The following is a 23,832-nucleotide window of genomic DNA, read 5'->3' on the forward strand; positions in this document are numbered from 1 at the left end:
TCACTTCGCCGTGTCGATCCAGATCCCCGGCTCCGAATGCTCGCGGATGTGGCTGACCAGGAAGTCCGAGAACACCCGGATCTTGGCCGGCAGCCCGGCGCGGTTCTGATAGGCGATGTTCATGGTGAGCAGTGGCAGCTCCCAGTCCATCAGCACCGGAACGAGCCGGCCCGCTGCGATATCGCTTTGGACGATGTAGAGCGGCTGGATGAGGATACCGAGACCTGCCAATGCCGCGCCGCGGATGACCTGGCCGTCATTGCTGTCGAGCGTCGGCGTGATGCGCACCGCCTGCGCGCCATGGCCCTTGCGCAGGCGCAGCGAATAGGGATCGTTGGCGAGATTGTAGACCAGCATGTTGTGACGCGCGAGATCGGCGGGCTGTTCCGGCGCGCCGCAGCTTGCGAGATAGGAGGGTGCGGCCGCGAGCACGCGACGCATCTGGCCGATGCGGCGGACGATGATGTTCGAATCCGGCTCCTGCTCGCGCGTCCGGATCGCCACGTCGATGCCGGCCTCGATGAAATCCGGGTAGCGGTTGGCGGTGGTGATCTGCATGTTGAGCTTCGGATAGCGCGCGCGGAAGGCCGGCAGCATCGGCGCCAGATAGATCACCGCAAAGGACAGCGAGCTCGTGACACGCAGCGTGCCCTGCGGCGACAGCGCGCGATCGCTGACGATGTCCTCGGCCTCAGCCAGTTCGTTCAAGACCCGGCTGGAACGCTCCAGCAGCTCCTGCCCCGCCTCCGTCAGCCACAGGCGGCGGGTATTCCGCTCGATCAGCCGGACGGCGAGCCGCTCCTCGAGTGCGCTGAGATGGCGGCTCGCGGCTGCGTTCGACATGCGCAGCGCTTCGGCGGCCTTGGACAGGCTGCCGAGCTCGGCCGTCTTGGAAAAGACCTCCAATTGCGCCAGGCGATCCATTTTTCCACTTTTAGGAAAAGAGAGTTACGATTATTGACCTTTATTTCCGCCTCCCGCAAGTCAAAATGGCCTCGACACAAGCAAGATAGCAGGCGAGGAAACAGGGAAATGTCGGGCCCGATCAGGCACATCGTGATGTGGCGGCTGCGCGGGGAGACCCCGGCGGAGCGCTCCGCCGCCCGGATCAAGGTCAAGACCCTGTTCGAAGGCCTACGCGGCCGGATCGACGGCCTCACCCATATCGAGGTCGGCATGGATGTCAGCGCGGTCGATTACGCCTGCGACGTCGTCCTGTTCTCCGAGTTCACCAACGAGGCCGCGCTCAGCGCCTACGCCAATCACCCCGAACATTTGCGCGTTCGCGAGGCGCTGGGCGACTTGCGGATCGGACGTTTCCAGGTCGATTATCCCATCAAAGAGACCGGCGCATGATCGGTTCGTTCACCTTTGAAAACCTACCCTGCCGTGTTGTGTTCGGCAGCGGAACGCTTGCCTCCGCCAAGGCTGAAGTCGAGCGGCTCGGCGGCAAGCGCGCGCTGGTGCTGACGACGCCGCAGCAGGAAACGCAGGGCAAGAGTCTCGGTGCGTCGCTCGGGCCGCTCTATGCGGGCCTGTTTTCCGGCGCCACCATGCATACCCCGGTCGAGGTCACGGAGCGCGCGCTCGCCGCCATGAAGGCATGCGAGGCCGACTGCGTCGTCTCGCTCGGCGGCGGCTCGACCACGGGCCTTGGCAAGGCGCTCGCCTTGCGCACCGGCGTCAATCAGCTCTGCATCCCCACCACCTATGCCGGCTCCGAGATGACGCCGATCGTCGGCCAGACCGAGAACGGCCTGAAGACCACGGTGCGCGATGCCGCCGTGCTGCCGGAGACCGTGATCTACGATGTCGACCTGACCCTGACGCTGCCGGCGAGCTTAGCTGCGACTTCAGGCATCAATGCGATCGCACATGCGGTGGAAGCGCTCTACGCGCGCGATACCAATCCCGTGACATCGCTGATGGCGGAAGAAGGCATCCGCGCGCTGGCCCGTGCCCTGCCCGCCATTGCCGCGAGGAGCGACGACCGCGAGGCCCGCACCGAGGCGCTCTACGGCGCCTGGCTGTGCGGCGTCTGCCTCGGCACCGTCGGCATGGCACTGCATCACAAGCTCTGCCACACGCTCGGCGGCACCTTCGATCTGCCGCACGCTGAGACGCACACGATCGTGCTGCCGCATGCGCTAGCCTACAATGCACCGGCGGTGCCGGATGCGATGGCGCGCGTCTCGCGCGCGATTGGCGCGGCCGATGCCTCCCAAGGACTGTACGACCTTGCGAAGCGGCTGGATGCAAAGCTTGCGCTGCGCGACGTCGGCATGCCCGAGAGCGGCATCGACAAGGCGGCCGATCTCGCCGTCACCAACGCCTATTGGAATCCGCGTCCGCTCGAGCGGAGCGCCATCCGCGACCTGATCGCGCGCGCCTGGGCCGGCGAGCCGCCGGGCGCTATCAAACCGGCGGCGTGAAGCGATGCGGCGCACGCTGATCAAGTCGGCCACTGTCATCAGCATGGATGACGCGATCGGCGACCTCTCGACCGGCGACGTGCTGGTCGAGGGCAGCCGAATCGCCGATGTGCGGCCATCGATCGACGTCGGCAGCGGCGAGGCAGAGATCATTGACGGCACGGGACGCATCGTCATCCCCGGCCTGATCAACGCGCATATGCATACCTGGCAGACGGGCTTACGCGGCTATGCCGCGAACTGGACGCTGCTGGAATATTTCCACCGCATGCATGCGGGCCTCGCAACTGTGTTCAGGTCCGACGACATCCACATCGCGACGCTGGTCGGCGCGCTGAACCAGATCAACTGCGGCACGACGACACTCGTCGACTGGTGCCACAACAATCCGACGCCAGATCACACCGACGCTGCGGTTCGTGGCCTGATCGAGAGCGGCATCCGCGCCGCCTTCTTTCATGGCTCGCCGAAACCGGAGCCGAAGCCCGGCGAGCCGCATTTCTCGGGGATCCCGCATCCGCGCCGCGAGGTGGAGCGGCTGCTGGCGGGCCCTCTCGCCGACCGCGACGGGCTCGTCACGCTCGGGCTCGCCATTCTCGGCCCGCATTACTCGACGCTCGACGTCGCCATGCATGATTTCCGCCTGGCACGGGAGCTCAAATTGATCGCCTCTATGCATCAGGGCGGCGGTCCCGCCAAGACGCCTGGTGGCTGGGAGAAGCTGATTGAGGCTGGCCTCGTCGGCGCCGGCATCAACATCGTCCATGGCAACGATCTGCCCGACGAGCTGCTGGACCGGATGGTCGATCTCGGCGTGTCCTTCTCGGTGACGCCGGAGAACGAGATGATCCAGGGCCATGGCTTTCCGATCACCGGACGGTTGCTGAAGCGCGGCGTGCGGCCGACGATCGGCATTGATCTCGAATCCGTGCTGGCCGGCGACCTCTTCTCCGCCGCCCGCGTCGCACTGTCGATGCAGCGGGCGCTCGACAATGCGGAAACGCGCAAGGCCAGCGGCATGATCCCGGCAACGACCACGATTCCGGTGCGCGAGGCGCTGCGCTGGATCACGACCGAAGGCGCCCGCATGCTCGGCCGCGAGAACCAGATCGGTTCGTTGACGCCAGGCAAGCTCGCCGACCTCGTCATCATCAACGCCTCCGATCTCAACCTCTTCCCGGTGCACGATCCCGTCGCGACGGTGGTGATGCAGACGAGCCTCGCCAATATCGAAGCTGTCATGATCGGCGGCGCCTGGAAGAAGCGAAACGGCCGGCTGCTGGTCGAAGCGCTCGAGAGCAAGAAAGAGCTGCTGGCGCAATCCGGCCGGCGGCTGGTGCAGGACATCGAACGACAGGGACGCGCCGCCTGAAGGCGCCAATGGACAAGAACAATGAGTGATGCTTCGAGGAATGTCGCTTTCATCGGGATCGGCAAGATGGGCCTGCCGATGTCGGTGCTCGTCGCCAAGGCTGGTTACGCCGTCACCGCGTTCGATCAAAGCGCGGCGCGGATCAACGAGGCACGCGCGCAAGGTATTGCGATTGCCGCTTCGCCGGCCGAGGTCGTGAGCGGCAAGACCGCAGTCGTCACGTCCCTGCCAGACGATGCCGCCTTGCGCGGCGCGCTGCTCGGCCCTGCCGGCCTCATCGCCGCGATGGCGTCCGGAGCTGTTCTCATCGAGACCAGCACCGTGAGTGTCGAGGCTTCTACCGAGGTTGCGGCCGCCGCGCAGGCGCGCGGCATTGCCTATCTTCGCTCGCCGGTCTCCGGCAATGCCAGCATCGTGCACACGGGCGCGCTGACCTGCTTCGTTTCGGGGCCGAAGGATGCCTTTGACAAGGCAAAGCCGCTGTTCGCGGCCTTCACCCGTGCGCAGACCTATCTCGGGCCGGCCGAGGAAGCACGCTACGCAAAACTCTCGGTCAATTTGATGATCGCGGTCTCCGCGGCGATGATGGCGGAGAGCCTGGCGCTGGCGCGCAAGGGCGGCATCGCCTGGCAAGACATCTTGAAGGTGCTCGACGACAGCGCGATCGCCTCGCCGATGGTGAAGTACAAGACCGCGCCGCTGCGCAACCGCGATTTCGAGTCCACTTTCTCCTGCAAGCAGATGGCCAAGGATCTCGACCTCATCCTCGGCGCCGGCCACGCCGTCGGCGTGCCGCTGCAGCTCGCGGCGCAAGTGCGCGAGACCTATGGCTCGTTGGTCGCGCAGGGCGACGGCGAGACAGACTTCATTGCGACCGTCAAGCATCTCGAACGGTTGTCCGGCCTCGGCGAGCCGAAGCTGTGATCAACGGAGGCACACATGCGTAACTTCAACGAGAACACGATCACAGACGCGGTGCTGGAGCGGATCGCGGGCGCGACCGATCCGCGCATCAAGCAAATCAGCGAGGCGCTGGTCCGTCACCTTCATGCCTTCGTCCGAGAGGTGCGGCCGACCCAGAAGGAATGGGAATACGGCATCGACTTCCTGACCCGCACCGGGCACATGTGCGACGACAAGCGCCAGGAGTTCATCCTGCTGTCGGATACGCTCGGCGTCTCCATGCTGGTCGACGCGATCAATCATCCGGTGCCGGAGGGCGCGACCGAGACCACGGTGCTCGGGCCGTTCTTCGTCCAGGCCGCGCCGGAGAAGGAAAGCGGCGCCGATATCTCGGGTCCGATGGAAGGCGATCCGATGCTGGTCACCGGCTCGGTCTCGACCGTGGACGGAAAGCCGCTTGCAGGCGCCGTGGTCGACGTCTGGCATTCCGACGACGACGGCTATTATGACGTGCAGCAGCTCGACGCCATCGGCGATCTCGCGATGCGTGCCCGCTTCCACACCGACCAGAACGGCCGCTTCCATTTCTGGTCGATCAAGCCGGCCGCCTATCCGATCCCGCATGACGGCCCGGTCGGCGAGATGCTGGAGGTCCAGGGCCGCCATCCCTGGCGTCCCGCCCATGTGCACTTCATGATCTCGTCGCCCGGTTTCGAGAAGCTCGTAACGCACGTGTTCGTCGCCGGCGACCAGTATCTCGACAGCGACGTGGTGTTCGGCGTCAAAGACAGCCTGATCCGCGAGTTCGTCCGCCACCCTGCCGGCCGTGCGCCGGATGGTCGCATGGTGGACAGCGCGTATTTTCATCTCAACTATGATTTCGGCCTGAAGCAGGTTGCGAGCAACGCGCAAGCCGCCTAAGCCGAATGACAACGCAGCGGACCGACAAAGAGTCCGCCATCGGGGCAGAGAGGGAGCAAGGATGGGACCGCGGGTCAGCACGGCAGCATTGGCCGATCGCCTCAATGGCATGATCGGCCCGCGCGCCAGCATTGCGCGCGGCGTGCTCGATCAGCATGGGCAGAGCGAGTCGCACTACCGTAATCTGCCGCCCGACATCGTCGTCTTCCCCGAAACGACGCAGGAAGTCGCCGAGATCGTGAAACTCTGCGCGAGCGCGGGGATGCCGATCGTTCCGTTCGGCGCTGGCACCTCACTCGAAGGCAACGCGGCCGCGGTCGCCGGTGGCGTCTGCTTCGATTTCGCGCGCATGAACAAGGTGCTTGCCGTGCACGACAGCGACATGGATGTCGTGGTGCAGCCCGGCATAACGCGAAAACAGCTCAATGCGGAGCTACGGGCGACCGGCCTGTTCTTTCCGATCGACCCGGGCGCGGACGCCTCGATCGGCGGCATGACGTCGACGCGCGCTTCCGGCACCATGGCGGTGCGCTACGGCACCATGAAGGACAATGTCATGGCGCTGGAGGTGGTGCTCGCGGATGGGCGCGTGATCCGCACCGCCAAGCGCGCGCGGAAATCGGCGGCCGGCTATGATCTGACGCGCATGTTCGTCGGCGCCGAAGGCACGCTCGGCGTGATCACCGAGATCACGCTGAAGGTACATCCCGTGCCGCAGGCGATCTCGGCCGCGGTGTGCAGCTTCGATAGCCTGCACAACGCCGTCGATACCGCGATCTCCGTGATCCAGTCGGCAATCCCCGTCGCGCGCATCGAGTTGCTTGACGACGTCATGATGCGCGGCATCAATGCCTACGCCAAGCTCGGCTATCGCGAGGCCCCGACCTTGTTTTTCGAATTCCATGGCTCCGAGGCCTCCGTCGCCGAGCAGGCCGAGGCCGCGCAGGCCATCGCGGCCGACCATGGCGGCCATGGCTTCGCCTGGACCAAGGCACCGGAAGACCGCAGCCGGCTCTGGCACGCCCGCGACAACACGCTCTATGCGGGCCTGGGCCTACGACCCGGTGCACGCGCGGTGATCACGGATGTCTGTGTGCCGATCTCGCGGCTGGCCGAATGCCTGATAGAGACGCGGCGCGATGCGGACGAGCATGGGTTTACAGCCCCGATCGTCGGCCATGTCGGCGACGGCAATTTCCACATGCTGATCCTGATCGATCCGGCAAAGTCCGAAGAGACCGAAGGTGCCAAGGCGCTCCAGGCCCGCATGGTCGCGCGGGCCATCGCCATGGACGGCACCTGCACCGGCGAGCACGGCATCGGGCTCGGCAAGATCGATTATCTCACCGACGAGCTCGGCGAGGCAGTCGACGTGATGCGGCAAGTCAAGACCGCGCTCGACCCGAACGGTCTCATGAATCCCGGAAAGATCTTTGCCAGCGGAGCGCAGGCATGAGCAGCGCAGCATTGGCCGTTGAGCCCTCCTCGCCCACACCGCTCTTGGAGCTGCGCGGCATCAGCAAGGAATTTCCAGGTGTCAAGGCGCTGGATGACGTGTCCTTCGCTGTCTATCCCGGCGAGGTCCATATGCTGCTGGGCGAGAACGGCGCCGGCAAGTCGAGCCTGATGAAGGTGCTGTGCGGCGCCTACCGCGCCGATGCCGGCGAATTCTTCTACAAGGGCGAGAAGGTCGAGATCAGCTCGACCGCGGATGCGCAGAAGCTTGGCATTGCCGTCATCTTTCAGGAATTCTCGCTGGTCCCCTATCTCGATATCGCCCAGAACATCTTCCTCGGCCGCGAGCCTGAGGGCCGCATTCCCGGCACCATCGACCGCCGCAAGATCCTGGCAGACGCGCGTCGTGTCCTCAGCACCATCGGTTTCGACATCGATCCTTCCACCACCGTCGACAAGCTCGGCGTCGCGCAGCAGCAGATGGTCGAGATCGCCAAGGCGATCAGCCAGAACGCCCGCATCCTCGTGATGGACGAGCCGACCGCAGCGCTGTCAGACCGGGAGACCGAGCTGCTGTTTGCGCTGATCGCGCGGCTGAAAGCCGATGGCGTGTCGATCGTCTACATCTCGCACCGCATGGCCGAAGTGTTCGCGCTCGGCGACCGGATCACCGTGCTACGCGACGGCCGCCGCATCGATGGCGTCCGCCCCGCCGACGTAACGCCGGACCAGCTGGTCCGCATGATGGTCGGCCGCAATGTCGACATGACCTATCCGCGCAACTTTGCCGACAAGCCCGGCGAGGTGCTGCTCGAGGTCAAGGGCCTGACCGCGCCGACCGGCATCTCCGACATCAACATCGAGGTGCGCCGGGGCGAGATCGTCGGCCTGTGCGGCCTCGTCGGATCCGGCCGCAGCGAGGTCGCCCGCGCCATCTTTGGCGCCGATCCCGTAACATCCGGCGAGATCGTCTTCGACGGCAAGACCATCTCCGGCGAGCCTGACCTTGCCGCCCGCCGCGGCATCGCGCTGATCCCCGAGAGCCGCAAGAGCGAGGGCCTCGCGCTGCTGCGATCAGTCAGCGACAATCTGGTGGTGTCGGCGCTGCGAAAGCTGTTCCCGAGCGGCCTGTTCGACCAGCGCAATGCGCAGCGCACCTCCGACGGACTGATCCGGCAATTGAGGATCGCGACACCGAGTGCGCGCCAGACCGTCGGCCTGCTCTCGGGCGGCAACCAGCAGAAGGTCGTGATCGGCAAGTGGCTGGCGGCCGGCTCGAAGCTGTTCATCTTCGACGAGCCGACGCGCGGCATCGACATCGGCGCCAAGTCGGAGATCTTCGCCCTGATCGACCGACTGGTGGCCGAAGGCGCAGCGGCCCTCATGATTTCGTCCGAACAGGTCGAGATCTGCCATGTCTGCGATCGCGCCTATGTGATGCGCGAGGGGCGCATCGCCGGGCACCTGACACGCAACGAACTGACCGAGGAGAACATCGTGCGACTGGGGATGCATCATGCGTGAAGCCGCGGTCGTCTCTCAACCCAATCCACTGCAACGCATTCCCGGCGTTGCCATGGTGCTGGTGCTGCTGATCGCGCTGTTCAGCGCAATCGCGCCCGGCTTCCTGTCGGTCGCCAATCTCTCCAACGTGCTTGTGCAGTCGACAATCCTGACCATGCTCGCTCTGCCGATGACACTGATCATCATGACCGAGGGGCTGGACCTGTCGATGGGCGCGGTGCTGACGCTGACCTCCCTCTGCGTCGCGATCGTGTCGCTCGCGACGAAATCGATGTTGCTGGGTTTAGGTGCCGGCCTGCTGGTCGGCGCGGGCTTCGGCATCGTCAACGGCTGGCTGGTCGCGATCCTCGGCATTCCGCCCTTCGTCGCGACGCTGGGCACGCTCGGCATGGCGCAGGGCCTGTCGCTGATCGTCAGCGACGGCCAAAGCGTGGTCGGCATTCCCCACAGCGTGCGCGACATCTACTCGGCGACGCTTCTCGGCATTCCCGTGCCGATCGTGATGGCGCTGGTGACCTATGCGGCCTTTCACGGCCTGCTCTATCACACCCGCTTCGGCACCTACATCTTCGCACTCGGGGGCAATCGCGAGGCGCTGCGCTATGCCGGACTCTCGCCGAACAAGCTGCTGATCGCAGTCTACGCGATCGGCGGCGCCATGGCGGGAATCGCCGGCCTGTTGATGACCGCGCGGATGAATTCCGGCCATCCCACCGCCGGGCTCGGCCTCGAATTCGATGCCATCGCGGCCGTCGCCGTTGGCGGCACGTCCTTCGAGCGCGGCAACGGCTGGCTGCTCGGCACCGTGCTCGGCGTCATCGCGGTCGGCGTGTTGCGCAACGGGCTGAACCTGATCTCGCTGCCGTCCTCGGTGCAGGTCGCAAGCGTCGGCGTGCTTGTCATCGTCGCGCTGTTCCTCGATGGCCTCAGGAGCCGCGCATGACCGACATCACCAAAGACGCCATCGCGCCGCCCCGCTCGTTCCTGTCGCAGGACGCGATCCAGGTGTTCTATCGCCTGCTCGCGGCACTGCTGATCTGTGCGGTACTGGCCGTGCTCAGCGATTCCTTCCTGAGCCTCGGCAACATCCTCAACGTGCTGAGGCAGGCGAGCCTGACCTTCTTCATCGCCTCCGGCCTGACCCTGGTGGTCTTGACCGCCGGCCTCGATCTCTCCGTCGGCGCCAATGTCGCGTTGTCTGCCTGTATCGCCGGTACCGTGATCCACAAGACCGGCTCGCCGGCGCTCGGCATCCTCACCGGGCTTGCCTGCGGCGGCATCGTTGGCCTCCTCAACGGCGTCATGGTCACCGCGCTCCGCATCCCCTCCTTCATCGCCACCTACGGCATGCTCTGGGTGCTGAACGGCCTCACCTATTGGTACATGGCGGGCGAGACCCTTCACGGCTTCCCGGCCGGCTTCCGCCAGATCGGCAGCGGTTATCTGTTCGGCCTGCCGATCCCGGTCTATCTGCTGCTGGTGTTCCTCGGAATCGGGACGCTGTTCGCGCAACGGACGATCTGGGGCCAGGAGATCTATGCGATCGGCGCCAATCCGGTCGCGGCACGGCTATCAGGCATTCCGGTCGCGCGCCGCCTGCTGCTGGTCTACGCCGTCTCCGGCACCATGGCGGGGCTCGCCTCGATCATCTTCCTGTCGCGGCTGAATTCGGCCGAGGCCGACATCGGCGAAAGCCTGACGCTGCCGGCGATTGCGGCGGTGCTGATCGGCGGCACCTCGCTGTTCGGCGGCGTCGGCACCGTGTTCGGCACCTTCATCGGCGCACTGATCCTGACCTTGGTGCTGAACGGCATGAACCTCTTGTCGGTCAGCGCCAACTGGCAGCCGCTGGTGACAGGCATCATCGTCATTCTCGCGGTCTGGCTCGACATGAAGACCCGCCGCCGCGCGCAATGAGCTTTTAGAAATCCAACAAGCAAAATGAGGGATGGAGGCTACATGAAACTGAAACTTGGCTATCTGACGCTGCCGCTGCTGATGGCGGCTGCGTTCACTACGGGAGCGCGCGCCGACGGCGAGACCATCGCCGTCTTCACCAAGAACCAGACCAACCCGTTTTTCCAGACGGTGCGGGTCGGCGCCGACAACATGGCGAAGACGCTGAACGCGAAGACGCTGCAGTACATCCCGACCAAGCCCGACAGCATCCCCGAGCAACTCAGCCAGATCGAGGACGTCGTCGTGAAGAAGCCGAGCGCGATCGTCTTCACGCCGGTCGACTACAAGGCGATGGTGCCGGGGGTCGAGAAGATCAACGAGGCCAAAATCCCGGTCGTCAACATCACCGACCGCTCGGCCGGCGGCAAGTTCCTCTCCTTCGTCGGCGCCGACGATTACAGCCTTGGGCTCGAGACCGCGCGCTACCTGCTCAAGACGCTGGGCGGCAAGGGCAACATCGTCATCATCGAGGGCGTCAAGGGCTCGCTGACCAATGTCGACCGCGTCCGCGGCTTCAACGCTGCGCTGAAGGAGGCTCCGGGGGCCAAGCTGCTGGCCTCGCAGCCCGGCAATTACCAGCGGCTGCAGGCGCTCCAGGTGATGGAGAACCTGATGCAGTCGAATTCGCAGATCGACGGCGTGCTCGCCGCCAACGACGCCATGGCGGTCGGCGCGATCGAGGCGCTCGACGGCGCGAACCGCAAGGCCCAGGTGATCGGCATCAACGGCACCAAGGAAGCGATCGACGCGATCAAATCCGGCAAGCTGCTCGCGAGCGGCGACTATAACGGATTTGCGCAAGGGTGCCTCGGCACCATGATGGCGATCCGCTCCTTGCGCAACCAGCCTGTCATCAGCGAGATCGTGCTGAAGCCGACCGTCATCACCAAGGACAATTTTGGGCCGTTCGACGTGCCGCTGGAGCAGCGGACCTGTCCGACCTTCGAGGAAGCGGGCAAGCTCGGCGCCAAGTAGACTAACCGATCACGTCAAGCACGGACGGCCGCCGCCGCGGCCGTCCCAAGAACTGAAGCAAGAAACGGAGACCACCATGCTGTTCGCCATTCACGCCGTCGACCGCGCCGGCGCTCTGCCGACCCGGCTCGCCAATTACGACGCCCACAAGGCTTTCCTGAGCGACACATCGCGCTTCGGCGTCAAGATCGTGATGTCGGGGCCGCTCGTTTCCGACGACGGCGCGACCATGATCGGCAGCCTGTTCCTGATCGAGGCGCCCGGCCGTGGCGAAGTCGAGGCCTTCAACCGCGCCGATCCCTTTGCTGCCGCCGGCATCTGGGAAAAGGTCACGATCACGGGCTTCCTGCGCCGGCAAGGTTGAGGCCGGCCAAATCAAAAACGCAAAAACAACCCCATGCACAGTAGAACGGGGTTGTTTTTGCATACAAATTTCCGTCGCGTCGAGCGCTCGTCGATCGCAAAGCGCAATGGCTTCAGGTTGAATCGATTCCGGGGCGGCTCGTTCACCTCGCTCGCGGGAGAGGTCGGCGCAGCGCCGGGTGAGGGCTTTCTCCTCTAGGGGACTGTCCATTGCGGAGACACCCACTCCCCAACCCTCTCCCGCAAGCGGGAGAGGGAGCGCACCTTCGGTGGAGCAACAAGCCTGATCTCATCACGCTTTAGCCGCTCGTCGCGGCAACGCCCTCTTCGAGATGACAGGCCACCCACTGCTCGGCTCCAATCGCGCGAAGCGCCGGCTCCTCGGTCCGGCAGCGATCGAAGACGAAGGGGCAGCGGGTGTGGAAGCGGCATCCGCGCGGCGGATTGATCGGGCTCGGCACGTCGCCCCGAAGAATGATCGGATTGCGCTGGGCGCCGGGCTCGGGCAGCGGCACCGCGGAGAGCAGCGCCTTGGTGTAAGGATGTCTCGGTGCCGCAAAGATCTCGCGGCGCGGGGCGACCTCGACGATCTTGCCGAGATACATCACCGCGACGCGGTGCGTCATATGCTCGACGATCGCGAGATCATGGCTGATGAACAAGAGCGCGAGGCCAAACTCGCGCTGGAGATCCTGGAGCAGGTTGACGATCTGCGCCTTGACCGAGACGTCGAGCGCGGAGACCGCCTCGTCGCACACGATCAGTTCGGGCTCGGCCGCCAGCGCTCGCGCGATCCCGATGCGCTGGCGCTGGCCGCCGGAAAACTCGTGCGGCCGGCGGTTCAACGCCTCGCGCGGCAGGCGGACGGTATCCATCAGCGCGGTGACGCGCACCTCGAGGTCTTCCGCGGATTTGGCGAGACCGAAATTGCGGATCGGCTCGGCCAGGATGTCGCGCACGCGCATGCGCGGATTGAGGCTCGAGAACGGATCCTGGAACACGACCTGCACGCGGCGGCGCATCTGACGCATCGTGCTCGGCGCAGCATCGTCGATCCGCTGGCCGTCGAGGATGACCTGTCCCGCAGTGATGTCGAACAGCCGCAGGATGGCGCGGCCGACCGTCGACTTGCCGCAGCCGGACTCGCCGACCAGCGACAGTGTCTCGCCGCGCGCGATCTCGAACGACACGCCGTCGACTGCATAGACGAATTCGGACTTGCGGCCGAACAGGCCGGTCTTGACCGGAAAGTGCTTCTTGAGGTCGTTGACCTGGAGCAGCGGAGGACTCATGCCGCGACAGCTCCCTTGGCCGCATAGTGGCAGGCGGCGATGTGACGGGGCCCCTTCTCTTCGAGCCCCGGCGCATATTGCCGGCAGAGATCGGTCGCAAGCGCACAGCGCCCGGCAAAGACGCAGCCGGTGATCGGCTTGCGCAGATCAGGCACCTGCCCCGGGATCTCGGCAAGCCGCGTTGCCGTCCCGGCGAGCGAGGAGCCAAGCTTCGGCACCGCGCCGAGCAGCCCCTGCGTATAGGGATGGCGCGGCGAGCGAAACAGCTCGGCGACCGGCGCTTCCTCGACCTTGCGGCCGGCATACATCACCATCACACGCTCGGCGATTTCGGCGACGACGCCGAGATCGTGGGTGATCAGGATGATGGCCGCGCCAACCCGGCGCTTCAGGTCCAGCATCAGCTTGAGAATTTGTGCCTGGATGGTCACGTCGAGCGCCGTGGTCGGCTCGTCCGCAATGAGGAGCTTCGGATTGCAGGCGAGCGCGATGGCGATCATGACGCGCTGGCGCATGCCGCCGGAGAGCTGGTGCGGATATTCGCGCACGCGCCGCTTCGGCTCGGGAATGCCAACCAGCGTCAGCATCTCGATCGCGTGTGTCTCGGCGGCTTGCTTGTCGAGGCCCTGATGGATCATCAAGGTCTCGCGGATCTGGCGGCCGACGGTGAGCACCGGGTTGAGGCTCGTCATCGGCTCCTGGAAGATCATCGAGATGTCGTTGCCGCGGATGGCGCGCATCTCACGATCGGACAGCTTCAGGAGATCCTTGCCGGCAAAGCGGATGCTGCCTGCGATCCTGCCCGGCGGCTCCGGGACCAAGCGCATCAGTGACATCGAGGTCACCGACTTGCCGCAGCCGGATTCGCCGACGATGGCGAGCGTCTCGCCTTCGTTGACATGGAAGGACACGCCGTCGACGGCGCGGTTGATGCCGCCGGGGGTGCGGAAATGGGTCTGGAGGTTCTCGACTTCGAGCAAAGCCATCGCGATCAGCCTCGATACATCAGAGGCTCTTGGCCATGCGCGGATCGAGCGCATCGCGAAGGCCATCGCCAAGCAGGTTCACGGCGAGCACGGTGACGGACAGGAATGCCGCCGGAAAGAACACGATGTAGGGCTTGACCTGCCACAGCGCGCGGCCCTCGGCCATGATGTTGCCCCAGGACGGAATGGTCGGCGGCGTGCCGGCACCGATGAAAGACAGGATCGCCTCCGTGATCATGGCGCTGGCGCAGATATAGGTCGCCTGCACCAGCATCGGCGCCACCGTGTTGGGCAGGATGTGGCGCAAAATGATCATCGGCGTGCGCGTGCCGCAGGCGACGGCTGCGTCCACATAAGGCTGCTCGCGCAGCGACAGCACCACGCTGCGGACGAGGCGTGAGACGCGCGGGATTTCCGCGATGGTGATGGCCAGGATGACGTTGCCGACGCTGCCGCGCGTCAGTGCCATCAGCGCGATCGCCAGCAGGATCGGGGGGATCGACATCAGCCCGTCCATGAAGCGCATCAAAATGCCATCGGCCCAGCGGAGGAAACCGGAGACCATGCCGATGGCAAGGCCGGCCGCGGATGCGAAGATTGCAACTGAAAGCCCGACCGTGAGCGAGACCCGCGCGCCGAACAGCACGCGCGAATAGATGTCGCGGCCGAGCACGTCGGTGCCGAACCAGAAATCGGCCGACGGCGCCCGCGTGCGCTTGGCTGGCGCCAGCGCGGTCGGGTCGACCGTTCCGAGATGGGCTGCGAAAATCGCGATCAGGACCAACGTCAGCAGCAGCGCGCCACCAATCGCGACGGTGGGGTGGCCGCGCAAGAGCCCGATGAAACCGCGCCGGATCGTGACCGGCCGCAGGATCTCGGGCAGTTGCGGCGCGACGACGAGGCCGGCGGGAAGCGATTGCGAATTGACGGTCGTATCGGTCAATAGCGGATCCTCGGGTCAACGAGCGTGTAGATGACGTCGATCATCAGATTGACGAGAACGTAGACGAAGCTGAACAGCAGCACGATGCCCTGGATGACGGGATAGTCGCGGCGCAGGATCGCATCGATCGTGAGCCGGCCAAGGCCGGGGATCGCGAACACGCTCTCCGTGACCACCGCGCCGCCGATCAGCAGCGCGATGCCGATCCCGATCACCGTGACGATCGGCACCGCCGCGTTCTTGAGCGCGTGAATGAACAGGATGCCGCCCTGCCCGAGGCCCTTGGCGCGTGCGGTGCGGATATAGTCCTGCTGCAACACTTCGAGCATAGCCGCGCGGGTGATGCGCGCGACCAGCGCGATATAGACGCAGCCGAGCGCGATCGCCGGCAGGATCAGGTTCTCGAGCCATGGCCAGAAGCCCGCCGTGAGCGGCGTATAGCCCTGCACCGGAAGCCATTCCAATTCGAGCGCGAAGACGTAGGCAAGCATGTAGCCGACCACGAACACCGGCAGCGAAAAGCCGAACACGGCAAAGCCCATGATGGCGCGGTCGATCAGGCTGCCGGCCTTCCAAGCCGCCACCACCCCGAGCGGCACCGCGACCACGATCGTGAGCAGGAGCGTGACGATCATCAGCGACAGCGTCGGTCCGAGGCGCTGGCCGATCATCGCCGACACCGGCAGATTGGTGAAGATCGAGGTGCCGAGATCGCCGTGCAGGATGCGCCAGACCCAGCTTCCGAACTGGACCAGGAAGGGACGGTCGAGGCCGAGGCTCTGGCGAATGCGCTCCACATCCTCCGGGCTCGCCTGGTCGCCCGCGATCACCACGGCCGGATCACCCGGCGCGATGTAGAGCAGGCTGAACACGAACAGCGCGACGATCGCCATCACCGGCAAGGTCGCGACGATGCGACGGAGGATGTAAGAGAGCATCTGGCTTCAGCGCACGATCATGCGGACTTCGACACGCCCCAGAAGAACGGCAGCGGCCCCTTGGTGATGCCGGAGACGTTCTTGCGCCACGCCGTATAGGTCAAGAAGAAGCCTGTCGGCGCATAGACGACATCCTCGAGCGCCGCCTTATTGACTCGCCCGATCGCTGCCTTTTCTTCCTCGAGATTCTTGGCCTCGAACCAGGCCGTGATTTCCTTCTCGGTATTCGGGCTATTGGGCCAGCCGAACCAGGCCTTGTCGCCATTGGCGCGAATGGCGGTGTAGGCGGCGGGCGTGATGCAGTCGGCGCCGGCATGCCAGCTGTGGAACATGTTCCAGCCGCCCTGCCCCGGCGGCGTCTTCTGCGCCCGGCGAGAGCCAACCGTGCCCCAATCGGTCGCGACGAAGTCGACATTCATGCCAAGCCGTTTCAGGAGGTCCGCGGTGACGTCACCTTGCGCCTTCGTGATCGGCTGGTCCTGCGCCACCAGACACGTCACCGGCTGGCCGGAATAGCCGCTCTCGGCCAGCAACTTCTTGGCCGCGTCGAAATCGCGCTTGCCCTTGAGAATCTCACCGCCCAGTTCGCTGTAGAGTGGCGTGTCCGGCGTGAAGAAGCCCGGCAGCGACTTCCACAGCGCGGTGTCGTCGCCGACGATCGCGCGCATATAGTCTTCCTGGCTGAGCGCCATCAGCACCGCGCGCCGCGCCCGCACGTCGTTGAACGGCGCGAACAAATGGTTCATGCGGAACGAGCCGATATTGCCGAGGGGATCGCCGATGTCGACGCTGATGTTCTTGTTCTTCTTCAGCACGGGCACGAGATCGGCGATCGGGTTCTCCCACCAGTCGACCTCGCCGTTCTGCAACGCAGCCGCTGCGGTCGCCGGGTCCGGCATCACCACCCATTCCACGCGATCAATCAGGATCTGCTTGCCGCCGGCAAGCCAGGATGCCTTCTCCTGCCGCGGGACGTAGTCGGTGAACTTCTCGAAGACGGCCTTGGCGCCCGGCACCCATTCGCCCTTGGCGAACTTCATCGGCCCGGATCCGACATATTCCGTGATCTGCTTGAAAGGATCGGTCTTCGCGATACGCTCGGGCATGATGAAGGAGCACGGCGCGTTATTCTTGGCCAGCGCATAGAGCATTTTCGGGAAGGGCTGCTTCAAAACCCATTTGAACGTGCGGTCGTCGACAGCAGTCAATTCCTGCTGGATCGCAATGATCATCAACCCCATCGGATCGCGCGCGGCCCAGCGCGATAGGCTCGCAACGACGTCCTTGGCCAGCACCGGCTCGCCGTCATGGAACTTGAGGCCGGGTCTTAAGCGGAATGTCCAGATCTTGCCATCGTCGGAGGTCTCCTCGGACTCGACCATCTGCCGCTGCGGCTGGAGCGAGGAATCGATGCCATAGAGCGTATCCCAGACCATCGCGGCGGCATTGCGCACGACGTATTGGGTGCCCCAGATCGGATCGAAATTGGCGAGGTTCGCTTGCGGCACGAAGCGCAACGTGCGCGCCGCTGCGCCTTGCGACAGCGCAGGGGCCGAGAGGCCACCCGTCAACGCCAGGCTGCCCGCGCCAGCCAGTCCCTTCAATACGGTCCTGCGATCCATGAAGTCCTCCCACTATTGCCGTGATGCCGGCCATCATTGGCCAAGGGCAGGTGAAACCTGCCCGTTGGCGTGCAAATGGTATGCCACTAACTGCGCCTTCGCCAGCGGCGATTTGGGGGGACTTCGCGCCTCCTTGCAGACGCTGCCGCGATCAAGCGCGGCGCATCGCTGTCACGGCATGTCTTGCCGGAGCTTTTCGTTTCCTTAAGCGCTCGCCAGAAGGATGCAGGCAACGCTATATGCATCCGTGAAGGGACTTGCGGTGGCGACGGTCACGGCCACCGGCCGCGCTGATGTGCCCCGTCAAGCTGTCCGCGCGGGCACAGGATCGCAGGGGTTAGCCTTTGCAGACTGCGCCTCGCACAGTCGCAAGGCTAACCCGTACACTATCCTTACGCGCTCGCCTGGGTGACGAACTTCGTATTGAGGTAGCCCTCGATCGCCTCGAGGCCGCCTTCGGAGCCGTAACCAGAATCCTTGATGCCGCCGAACGGCACTTCCGGCAGCGCGAGGCCATGGTGGTTGATCGACACCATGCCACTCTCGATGTCGGCGCCGATCGCCTGCATCGTCTTGGTCGAGGTGGTGTAGGCATAGGCTGCAAGGCCGTAAGGCAGACGGTTCGCTTCCGCCACGACCTCGTCGTAGCTGCGGAACGAGGTGATCGGCGCCAGCGGTCCGAACGGCTCCTCGTTCATGATGCGCGCATCGCGCGGCACGTCGGTCAGCACGGTCGGCTCGAAGAAGAAGCCTTCATTGCCGATACGCTTGCCGCCGGCCTGCACCTTGGCGCCACGCTGGACCCCGTCGGAGACCAAGCCCTCCATGGCGTCGACGCGGCGCGGGTTCGCCAGCGGCCCCATGCGGGTGTCCTTGTCGAGGCCGTTGCCGACCTTGAGGCTCTTGGCCGCCGCCACGAACTTGTCGACGAAGGGCTGGTAGACGCTTTCATGCACGAGGAAACGCGTCGGCGAGACGCAGACCTGGCCCGCATTGCGGAATTTGTTGGCCGACAGAATTTTTGCAGCGTTGTCGAGATCGGCATCCGCGAACACGATCGCCGGCGCATGACCGCCGAGCTCCATGGTGACGCGCTTCATGTGCAGGCCGGCGAGCGCAGCCAGATGCTTGCCGACCGCAGTCGAGCCGGTGAAGCTGATCTTGCGGATGATCGGATGCGGAATGAGATATTCCGACACTTCCGCCGGGACGCCGAACACCAGTTGGACAACACCGGGGGGAATGCCCGCGTCGGCATAGGCGCGCACCAGCTCCATGCAGCTCGCCGGCGTCTCTTCCGGGCCCTTGACGATGATCGAGCAGCCGGCGGCGAGCGCGGCCGAGATCTTGCGCACGGCCTGGTTGATCGGGAAATTCCAGGGTGTGAACGCTGCGACCGGGCCGACCGGCTCCTTGGTCACGAGCTGGGAGACGTTGCCCATCCGCGGCGGCACGATGCGGCCATAGGCGCGGCGGGCCTCCTCTGAGAACCAGTCGATGAGGTCGCCGGCCAGCATGGTCTCGCCTTGCGCTTCGACCACCGGCTTGCCCTGCTCCATGGTCATTACCGGCGCGATCTCGGCGGCGCGCGAGCGGATGATGTCGGCCGCTTTCCGCATCAGCTTGTAGCGGTCGAACGGCGAGGTCTTGCGCCAGACCTCGAAGCCGGCCTTGGCCGCCTCCAGCGCGCGGTCGAGATCGGCGCGCGAGGCGTGCGGGGTCTTGCCGATCGGCTGGCCGGTGGCGGGATTGAGGATGTCCTCCGACTTGCCGGACGTGCCGTCGGTCCACTCGCCGGCGATGAACATCTGAACTTTCGGGTACATCCTTGGGGTCTCCTGCATGATTTTCGGTCTCCGACGGGGTTGCTGCCGCCGTTTCGAGTGAGCGCAGAGCTACACTGAAAGGCAGCCGGCGAAAAGGCGTCAATGATGATGGGGCAAGGCATTGCTGATCTGCTGACCCGACCGTATCGAGCCGCAGTTGCGCCTCAATTCAAGTTGCCAGCGAGGACCGCAAGCGCCGCCAGCCGATGACGATGCCGGTGACGGAGAAGGTCAGCCCGAGCGTACAGAGGCTGACGATCACGACATCACGCAGCCGCGGGTGGGCCAGCAAGACCGGGAAGTCGAGCGTGTGCAACGCGCTGTAAAGCCAGCGGTAGGCGCGCCGCGACGGATCCAGTCTTTGCAGCACGTTGCCATCGGCCCCGTCGATGTCGAACCAGAGGTCGCCATCACAGCGCGAGCGGTAGACCGGTGCACCGGGCATTGTGGATAGCGCGGGGTAGTCGTCGCTATCAGGAAGGACGGACGGTGGGCCGCAGCCGACTGTAAGGCGCCCCGTCAGAGCCTGAATCTCGTGCACGTCAAGGAATCCCGCCAGTCCATCGCGCAGCGCATCCCCTCTCCTGCTCAAGGTCTGACCACCGAGGGCAACCCGATCGCGCCGATAGACATGGCCGTTAAACGCGAACCATTCCGCCTCGCGCGCCGCGGCAGATATTGGCTGCAGATCGAGCGATGAGGCCTCCCGCCAATCCGGCGCGGCGTTCACCACGCTGGCCTCTGCCGGCGTCAACTGCCCGCGCGAGAACAGCCGGCCGTGATCCATCGAGAGCCAGCCGCTGAAGATCCAGGTCAGCACGAAGACCGTTGCCGCGAGGCCAATCAGGTGATGCAGCGCATGCCAGCCACGGTAAGGCGAGGAGATTTGCCTTTTGCCAATCCTGATCCGCACGATCCCGAGCACCGCACCCAGCACAGCCGCGATCAGCGCCAGCAGCGACAAGGTCCAGACCACGCGGTCCCACAGGGTCCAATTGCTGCGCAGGATGGTCGGATAGATCCAGTGCAGCACGCTGCCGACAAGATTCCAGCCGCGCTCGCTCCGCGTCGTATCAAGCACGATCTCGCCGGTCGGCGACGAGACATAGACCTCCGTCCCCGCGGCATCGCCGAGGGCCACGCGAAACAGCGGGCGATGACGATCGAAGCCATTCGGCACGCTCCACTGATCGTAATCCGCACGGCCGACAATCGTCGCATGCGAGGCATTGATCTCGCGCTGGCGCGCATGAGCCTGCGCAATAGCCAGTGCGACATCAGCGGATTTCACCGACGCGTCGTTCCCGTCGGCCGTGCGGATCGCGCGCTGACGCAATGGACCCGAGACGATGTAGACCGCGCCGTCGCTCCGCTGGATCAGCCGAACGCGCGTGGCATCCACGATCCCGCTCGCAGCGACCGCATCCGCGACCGAAATCCTCCTCTCTCCGCGATCCACCGGCATGAGTCCGGCAAATCGCTCCGCTTCCGTCAGCGACGGAAACGGAACGAAGTGCATCACGATTCCGCTCGCGAACCACATCGCGAACAGCAGGCAGAACGCGATCCCGAGCCAGCGGTGCAGCAGGACGATCGCGCTCATCTTATGCTCGCGGCCTCACCATTTGAACGCCGCCGAGATCTCATAGGTGCGCGGCGCGCCCAGGAGGATCTGATCGGGGTAGAACGGATCACCCCAGATTGCGTAACGCTTGTCGGTGATGTTGCGGACGCGAAAGGTCAGGCGAACCTGGTCGACCGCATTGAACACCGTTTTGGGGATGTCGACGAAGGCATAGACGTCGGCAACGGTATAGGCCTTCATCGTCACCACGTTGGCATCGGTGTTGTAACGGTCGCCGACATGACGGCCGGCGATGCCGAGCTCCACCGGCCAGGGCGTGAAGAAGCGCCAGGATGCGCCGGCGTTGGCCACGATGCGCGGCACGTTCGGCGGCGTATTGCCGGAGAACGAGCCACCGACAAAGTTGTAGTCGGCGTAGCGCGCATCGACATAGGCGATGTTACCCCAGAGACGCAGGGGGTCGATCGGGCGCACGGCCGCCGCGAGCTCCACGCCCTTCGACTCCTGCCGTCCGGCGATATTCAACTGCATGCCGCCAGCTGCGGCATAGACGTTCTTGCGCACGATGTCGTAGGCGGAAAACGACCACTCCGCCCTGTTGTCCCAGAACAGGTGCTTGACGCCGGTCTCATAGGTGCGCGCGGTGGTCAGGTCGAGCGGCTGGGTCGGCCCGAGCAGAAAGATGTTGTTGGCTGCGATGTCGGCGCCGGTGGCGTACTGGCTGAAGAAGGTCAGGCCAGGAACAGCCTCCCAGGTATAGCCGATGCGTCCCGTCACCGGCGCCCAGTCTTTCGTGAGCGGGAAGCCAGCCTTCTCCAGGCCGTTCTTATCGGTCGAGTTGCGGTCGAGCCCGATATGCTCGACGCGCAGGCCGCCGATCAGAGCGAAGGTCCGTGTCAGCTTCAGCCGGTCCTCGAACGACAGCGCCTCGTTGTCGATGCGCGCGGTTTGCTGCTGGATCGTCAGCGGGCCGTAAAAGCCGCGGTTGGGATCGACGAGCGAAACGGAATCGCCAGGGAAGTTCGCCGCGCCCGGCCTGACGAAATCGAGATAGCTTGACGAGAGAGTCGTGACCAGCCGGTTGTCGAAGCCAGCGATGTTCGCATCCCAGATCAGGTCGGTGACATTGCCCACCAGCCGCTGGCTGTGCGCGACATAGAAGCGTTCACGGTTGACCATGTTCGTCGTGGAATTGAACGCCTCGATCTCGTTGTTGAACCAGGTGCGCTCTGCGCCGTAGCCATAGGCTTGGCTTTTCAGCGTCAGATCGGGCGCCAGCTTCAGCTCGAAACCGCCGCGCAGCCACACCTCTTGCGCGACGTTGCGGTTGTCGAGGACGTTATAGTTGGTGTTGAAGGTACGATCATCGATGGTGACGGCACCGAGATTGGTTCCGTTGTAGTTCGAGACGTAATTGCCGGAGACGATCCCCGTCGTCGCGTGCGAGCCGCTGAAGGCGATCGGCACCAGCGGCGCGCCCCAATAGGCTTTGGAACGATCCTCCCGGTACTCGATCGCGCCCCAGATCTTGAGACTGTCGGAGATGCGGTAATTGAGCTGGCCGGACGTGTCGAACGTCTTGACATTGGTATCGTCGGCAAAGCCGTTGAGCGTGGAACGGCTGATGTCAAAGCGATAGTCCAGCCCCTGCACGTTGGTGCTGCCGCCCGAACCATAGTGAATGCGGAACGAGTTCAGGGAATCCCAGGAAAAATCAGCTTCATTCCGGATCGGTCCGGTATGCGGCTGCTTGGTGACGAAATTGATGGCACCGCCGGCGGCTCCCTCGCCCGAGATCAGCGAGGCCGGACCTTTCAGGAATTCCACCGCCTCCAGATTGGCGGTATCCGCGATCCGCGAGGTCATGTTCTGCGGACCGATCTTAATGCCGTTGTAGAGCGTGTTGATTTGGCTGTTGGTGAATCCGCGCATCGAGAAGGCCGAAGGTTCAGCCGGATTGTCGCCGGAGGTGACACCGACTGCGCCCTGCGCCACCTCGGAGACAGTGCGATAGCCCTGCTCGCGCATCGTCTCGGCCGAGATCACCTCAACGGTCGCCGGCGTTTCACGCACGGTGAGGCCGAGCCGCGAAGCGCTTTCGGCGACCGCATTGCTGTTGAGCGGCGTTGCTGCCGCGGCGGCGGGCACGACAGGCTTGGGCGCTGCGGATGCGGCCGCCGGTCTGCGTGCAGCTGCACGGCGGGCGCTCTGCGCCTCCCGGCCCGCCGGCTTGGCCTGCTTGCGGGATTGCGCCGGCGACACCTCGACCGGCGGCAGGGGTTCACGGGCCTGCTGCGCCAGCGCCACGGGCAGATCAAAAACGGCAAAGGATGTGAGCGCCGCGGAGGCAAGCAGGAAGCGGCGCTGTCGGACAATATGGATGGAAGACACGGTTCGAAACCTCGGTATGACGTCAGTGGCACGTCACAGCGAACGAGGTCTCACCCTGGGCTAATCAGCCGTCCGATGAAGCCGAATGTCTGTACTCCCCGACCGACATCTTCGCGTGTGACCACGGCTGACGGCAGGTCTCCTGGCTCGCGGGTCGTGACCGCTTCGTCGCCTTCCCGGGACCGAGGACCCAGTGGCTTCTGACGAAGGATTCACCGCTTACAGTTGCGGGGGCAGCCGCGGCATTGGGGACAAATTCCCCGCACCGCATTCCCTTTTCATCCCCTCTCGGGGAAACCGTCGAAGCCATCTAGGATTACGATCAAGACAGAGTCAATGTGCAAG

General features: G+C 64.8%; 20 protein-coding genes and 1 riboswitch. Of the genes, 11 read left to right on the forward strand and 9 right to left on the reverse strand.

The window, feature by feature from the left end:
* Entirely contained in the window at window positions 1–924 is a 924-nt protein-coding gene (locus ACNJX8_RS26795) for a LysR substrate-binding domain-containing protein (protein ID WP_439357327.1), read from the reverse strand.
* Window positions 925–1,032: 108 nt separating this feature from the next.
* On the opposite strand from ACNJX8_RS26795, the gene ACNJX8_RS26800 reads away from it, so the two are divergent.
* The 11 genes from ACNJX8_RS26800 to ACNJX8_RS26850 all read left to right on the forward strand — a co-directional run bounded on the left by ACNJX8_RS26800 (window position 1,033) and on the right by ACNJX8_RS26850 (window position 11,905).
* Window positions 1,033–1,356: a Dabb family protein gene (locus ACNJX8_RS26800; protein WP_091887674.1), complete on the forward strand. Its 324-nt coding sequence runs from the start codon at window positions 1,033–1,035 to the stop codon at window positions 1,354–1,356.
* Window positions 1,353–2,432, forward strand: coding sequence for a maleylacetate reductase (locus ACNJX8_RS26805; protein WP_128939193.1), 1,080 nt, complete (start codon window positions 1,353–1,355; stop codon window positions 2,430–2,432). The genes ACNJX8_RS26800 and ACNJX8_RS26805 overlap by 4 nt, the downstream gene beginning before the upstream one ends.
* Before the next feature lie 4 nt (window positions 2,433–2,436).
* Complete coding sequence (locus ACNJX8_RS26810) at window positions 2,437–3,804, forward strand: amidohydrolase family protein (RefSeq protein ID WP_439357328.1); 1,368 nt, start codon at window positions 2,437–2,439, stop codon at window positions 3,802–3,804.
* Window positions 3,805–3,825: 21 nt separating this feature from the next.
* On the forward strand, window positions 3,826–4,728 hold the full coding sequence (locus ACNJX8_RS26815) for an NAD(P)-dependent oxidoreductase (RefSeq protein ID WP_439357329.1): 903 nt from the start codon (window positions 3,826–3,828) through the stop codon (window positions 4,726–4,728).
* Between the two features lie 15 nt (window positions 4,729–4,743).
* Window positions 4,744–5,628, forward strand: coding sequence for an intradiol ring-cleavage dioxygenase (locus ACNJX8_RS26820; protein WP_439357330.1), 885 nt, complete (start codon window positions 4,744–4,746; stop codon window positions 5,626–5,628).
* A gap of 61 nt (window positions 5,629–5,689) precedes the next feature.
* Window positions 5,690–7,084: an FAD-linked oxidase C-terminal domain-containing protein gene (locus ACNJX8_RS26825; RefSeq protein WP_439357331.1), complete on the forward strand. Its 1,395-nt coding sequence runs from the start codon at window positions 5,690–5,692 to the stop codon at window positions 7,082–7,084.
* Window positions 7,081–8,607, forward strand: a complete 1,527-nt coding sequence (locus tag ACNJX8_RS26830; RefSeq protein WP_439357332.1) for a sugar ABC transporter ATP-binding protein — start codon at window positions 7,081–7,083, stop codon at window positions 8,605–8,607. Before ACNJX8_RS26825 ends, ACNJX8_RS26830 begins: the two co-directional genes overlap by 4 nt.
* A complete protein-coding gene (locus ACNJX8_RS26835) occupies window positions 8,600–9,550 on the forward strand; it encodes an ABC transporter permease (protein ID WP_091887688.1) in 951 nt (316 codons plus the stop codon). Before ACNJX8_RS26830 ends, ACNJX8_RS26835 begins: the two co-directional genes overlap by 8 nt.
* Window positions 9,547–10,524, forward strand: coding sequence for an ABC transporter permease (locus ACNJX8_RS26840; protein ID WP_249760769.1), 978 nt, complete (start codon window positions 9,547–9,549; stop codon window positions 10,522–10,524). The genes ACNJX8_RS26835 and ACNJX8_RS26840 overlap by 4 nt, the downstream gene beginning before the upstream one ends.
* A 42-nt stretch (window positions 10,525–10,566) precedes the next feature.
* Window positions 10,567–11,541 carry a sugar ABC transporter substrate-binding protein gene (locus ACNJX8_RS26845; RefSeq protein ID WP_164934569.1) on the forward strand — a complete coding sequence of 325 codons (975 nt, stop codon included), beginning with the start codon at window positions 10,567–10,569 and terminating at the stop codon, window positions 11,539–11,541.
* Window positions 11,542–11,617: 76 nt separating this feature from the next.
* Window positions 11,618–11,905, forward strand: a complete 288-nt coding sequence (locus ACNJX8_RS26850) for a YciI family protein (protein ID WP_128939187.1) — start codon at window positions 11,618–11,620, stop codon at window positions 11,903–11,905.
* Window positions 11,906–12,203: 298 nt separating this feature from the next.
* On the opposite strand, the gene ACNJX8_RS26855 is transcribed toward ACNJX8_RS26850, so the two are convergent.
* The 8 genes from ACNJX8_RS26855 to ACNJX8_RS26890 all read right to left on the reverse strand — a co-directional run bounded on the left by ACNJX8_RS26855 (window position 12,204) and on the right by ACNJX8_RS26890 (window position 23,487).
* Window positions 12,204–13,196, reverse strand: coding sequence for an ABC transporter ATP-binding protein (locus ACNJX8_RS26855; RefSeq protein ID WP_128939186.1), 993 nt, complete (start codon window positions 13,194–13,196; stop codon window positions 12,204–12,206).
* Window positions 13,193–14,182 (reverse strand): ABC transporter ATP-binding protein, encoded by a 990-nt coding sequence (locus ACNJX8_RS26860; RefSeq protein ID WP_164934568.1) that lies wholly within the window; start codon window positions 14,180–14,182, stop codon window positions 13,193–13,195. Before ACNJX8_RS26860 ends, ACNJX8_RS26855 begins: the two co-directional genes overlap by 4 nt.
* 19 nt (window positions 14,183–14,201) lie before the next feature.
* Window positions 14,202–15,125 (reverse strand): ABC transporter permease, encoded by a 924-nt coding sequence (locus ACNJX8_RS26865; protein WP_128934788.1) that lies wholly within the window; start codon window positions 15,123–15,125, stop codon window positions 14,202–14,204.
* Window positions 15,122–16,063, reverse strand: a complete 942-nt coding sequence (locus tag ACNJX8_RS26870; RefSeq protein WP_128934789.1) for an ABC transporter permease — start codon at window positions 16,061–16,063, stop codon at window positions 15,122–15,124. Before ACNJX8_RS26870 ends, ACNJX8_RS26865 begins: the two co-directional genes overlap by 4 nt.
* 17 nt (window positions 16,064–16,080) lie before the next feature.
* Window positions 16,081–17,685: an ABC transporter substrate-binding protein gene (locus ACNJX8_RS26875; RefSeq protein ID WP_249760766.1), complete on the reverse strand. Its 1,605-nt coding sequence runs from the start codon at window positions 17,683–17,685 to the stop codon at window positions 16,081–16,083.
* A gap of 392 nt (window positions 17,686–18,077) precedes the next feature.
* The gene (locus tag ACNJX8_RS26880; RefSeq protein ID WP_439357333.1) at window positions 18,078–19,511 is read right to left on the reverse strand and encodes an NAD-dependent succinate-semialdehyde dehydrogenase; all 1,434 of its coding nucleotides are present in this window, start codon (window positions 19,509–19,511) and stop codon (window positions 18,078–18,080) included.
* Between the two features lie 169 nt (window positions 19,512–19,680).
* Complete coding sequence (locus ACNJX8_RS26885; protein WP_439357334.1) at window positions 19,681–21,114, reverse strand: PepSY domain-containing protein; 1,434 nt, start codon at window positions 21,112–21,114, stop codon at window positions 19,681–19,683.
* Between the two features lie 15 nt (window positions 21,115–21,129).
* A complete protein-coding gene (locus ACNJX8_RS26890; protein WP_439357335.1) occupies window positions 21,130–23,487 on the reverse strand; it encodes a TonB-dependent receptor in 2,358 nt (785 codons plus the stop codon).
* Between the two features lie 115 nt (window positions 23,488–23,602).
* A riboswitch (cobalamin riboswitch) is annotated at window positions 23,603–23,804 on the reverse strand.
* Between the last annotated feature and the right edge of the window lie 28 nt (window positions 23,805–23,832).

The sequence above is a fragment of the Bradyrhizobium sp. SPXBL-04 genome (assembly GCF_051853035.1).
GTDB lineage: Bacteria > Pseudomonadota > Alphaproteobacteria > Rhizobiales > Xanthobacteraceae > Bradyrhizobium > Bradyrhizobium zhanjiangense.

Excerpts from the sequence above, each read along its gene's own strand:
- ACNJX8_RS26845 (WP_164934569.1), top strand. The coding sequence starts at position 10,567 with ATGAAACTGAAACTTGGCTATCTGACGCTGCCGCTGCTGATGGCGGCT.
- ACNJX8_RS26815 (WP_439357329.1), top strand. The coding sequence starts at position 3,826 with ATGAGTGATGCTTCGAGGAATGTCGCTTTCATCGGGATCGGCAAGATG.
- ACNJX8_RS26800 (WP_091887674.1), top strand. The coding sequence starts at position 1,033 with ATGTCGGGCCCGATCAGGCACATCGTGATGTGGCGGCTGCGCGGGGAG.
- ACNJX8_RS26835 (WP_091887688.1), top strand. The coding sequence starts at position 8,600 with ATGCGTGAAGCCGCGGTCGTCTCTCAACCCAATCCACTGCAACGCATT.
- ACNJX8_RS26880 (WP_439357333.1), bottom strand. The coding sequence starts at position 19,511 with ATGTACCCGAAAGTTCAGATGTTCATCGCCGGCGAGTGGACCGACGGC.
- ACNJX8_RS26885 (WP_439357334.1), bottom strand. The coding sequence starts at position 21,114 with ATGAGCGCGATCGTCCTGCTGCACCGCTGGCTCGGGATCGCGTTCTGC.
- ACNJX8_RS26825 (WP_439357331.1), top strand. The coding sequence starts at position 5,690 with ATGGGACCGCGGGTCAGCACGGCAGCATTGGCCGATCGCCTCAATGGC.
- ACNJX8_RS26875 (WP_249760766.1), bottom strand. The coding sequence starts at position 17,685 with ATGGATCGCAGGACCGTATTGAAGGGACTGGCTGGCGCGGGCAGCCTG.
- ACNJX8_RS26855 (WP_128939186.1), bottom strand. The coding sequence starts at position 13,196 with ATGAGTCCTCCGCTGCTCCAGGTCAACGACCTCAAGAAGCACTTTCCG.
- ACNJX8_RS26850 (WP_128939187.1), top strand. The coding sequence starts at position 11,618 with ATGCTGTTCGCCATTCACGCCGTCGACCGCGCCGGCGCTCTGCCGACC.
- ACNJX8_RS26820 (WP_439357330.1), top strand. The coding sequence starts at position 4,744 with ATGCGTAACTTCAACGAGAACACGATCACAGACGCGGTGCTGGAGCGG.
- ACNJX8_RS26830 (WP_439357332.1), top strand. The coding sequence starts at position 7,081 with ATGAGCAGCGCAGCATTGGCCGTTGAGCCCTCCTCGCCCACACCGCTC.
- ACNJX8_RS26870 (WP_128934789.1), bottom strand. The coding sequence starts at position 16,063 with ATGCTCTCTTACATCCTCCGTCGCATCGTCGCGACCTTGCCGGTGATG.
- ACNJX8_RS26840 (WP_249760769.1), top strand. The coding sequence starts at position 9,547 with ATGACCGACATCACCAAAGACGCCATCGCGCCGCCCCGCTCGTTCCTG.
- ACNJX8_RS26805 (WP_128939193.1), top strand. The coding sequence starts at position 1,353 with ATGATCGGTTCGTTCACCTTTGAAAACCTACCCTGCCGTGTTGTGTTC.
- ACNJX8_RS26810 (WP_439357328.1), top strand. The coding sequence starts at position 2,437 with ATGCGGCGCACGCTGATCAAGTCGGCCACTGTCATCAGCATGGATGAC.
- ACNJX8_RS26795 (WP_439357327.1), bottom strand. The coding sequence starts at position 924 with ATGGATCGCCTGGCGCAATTGGAGGTCTTTTCCAAGACGGCCGAGCTC.
- ACNJX8_RS26860 (WP_164934568.1), bottom strand. The coding sequence starts at position 14,182 with ATGGCTTTGCTCGAAGTCGAGAACCTCCAGACCCATTTCCGCACCCCC.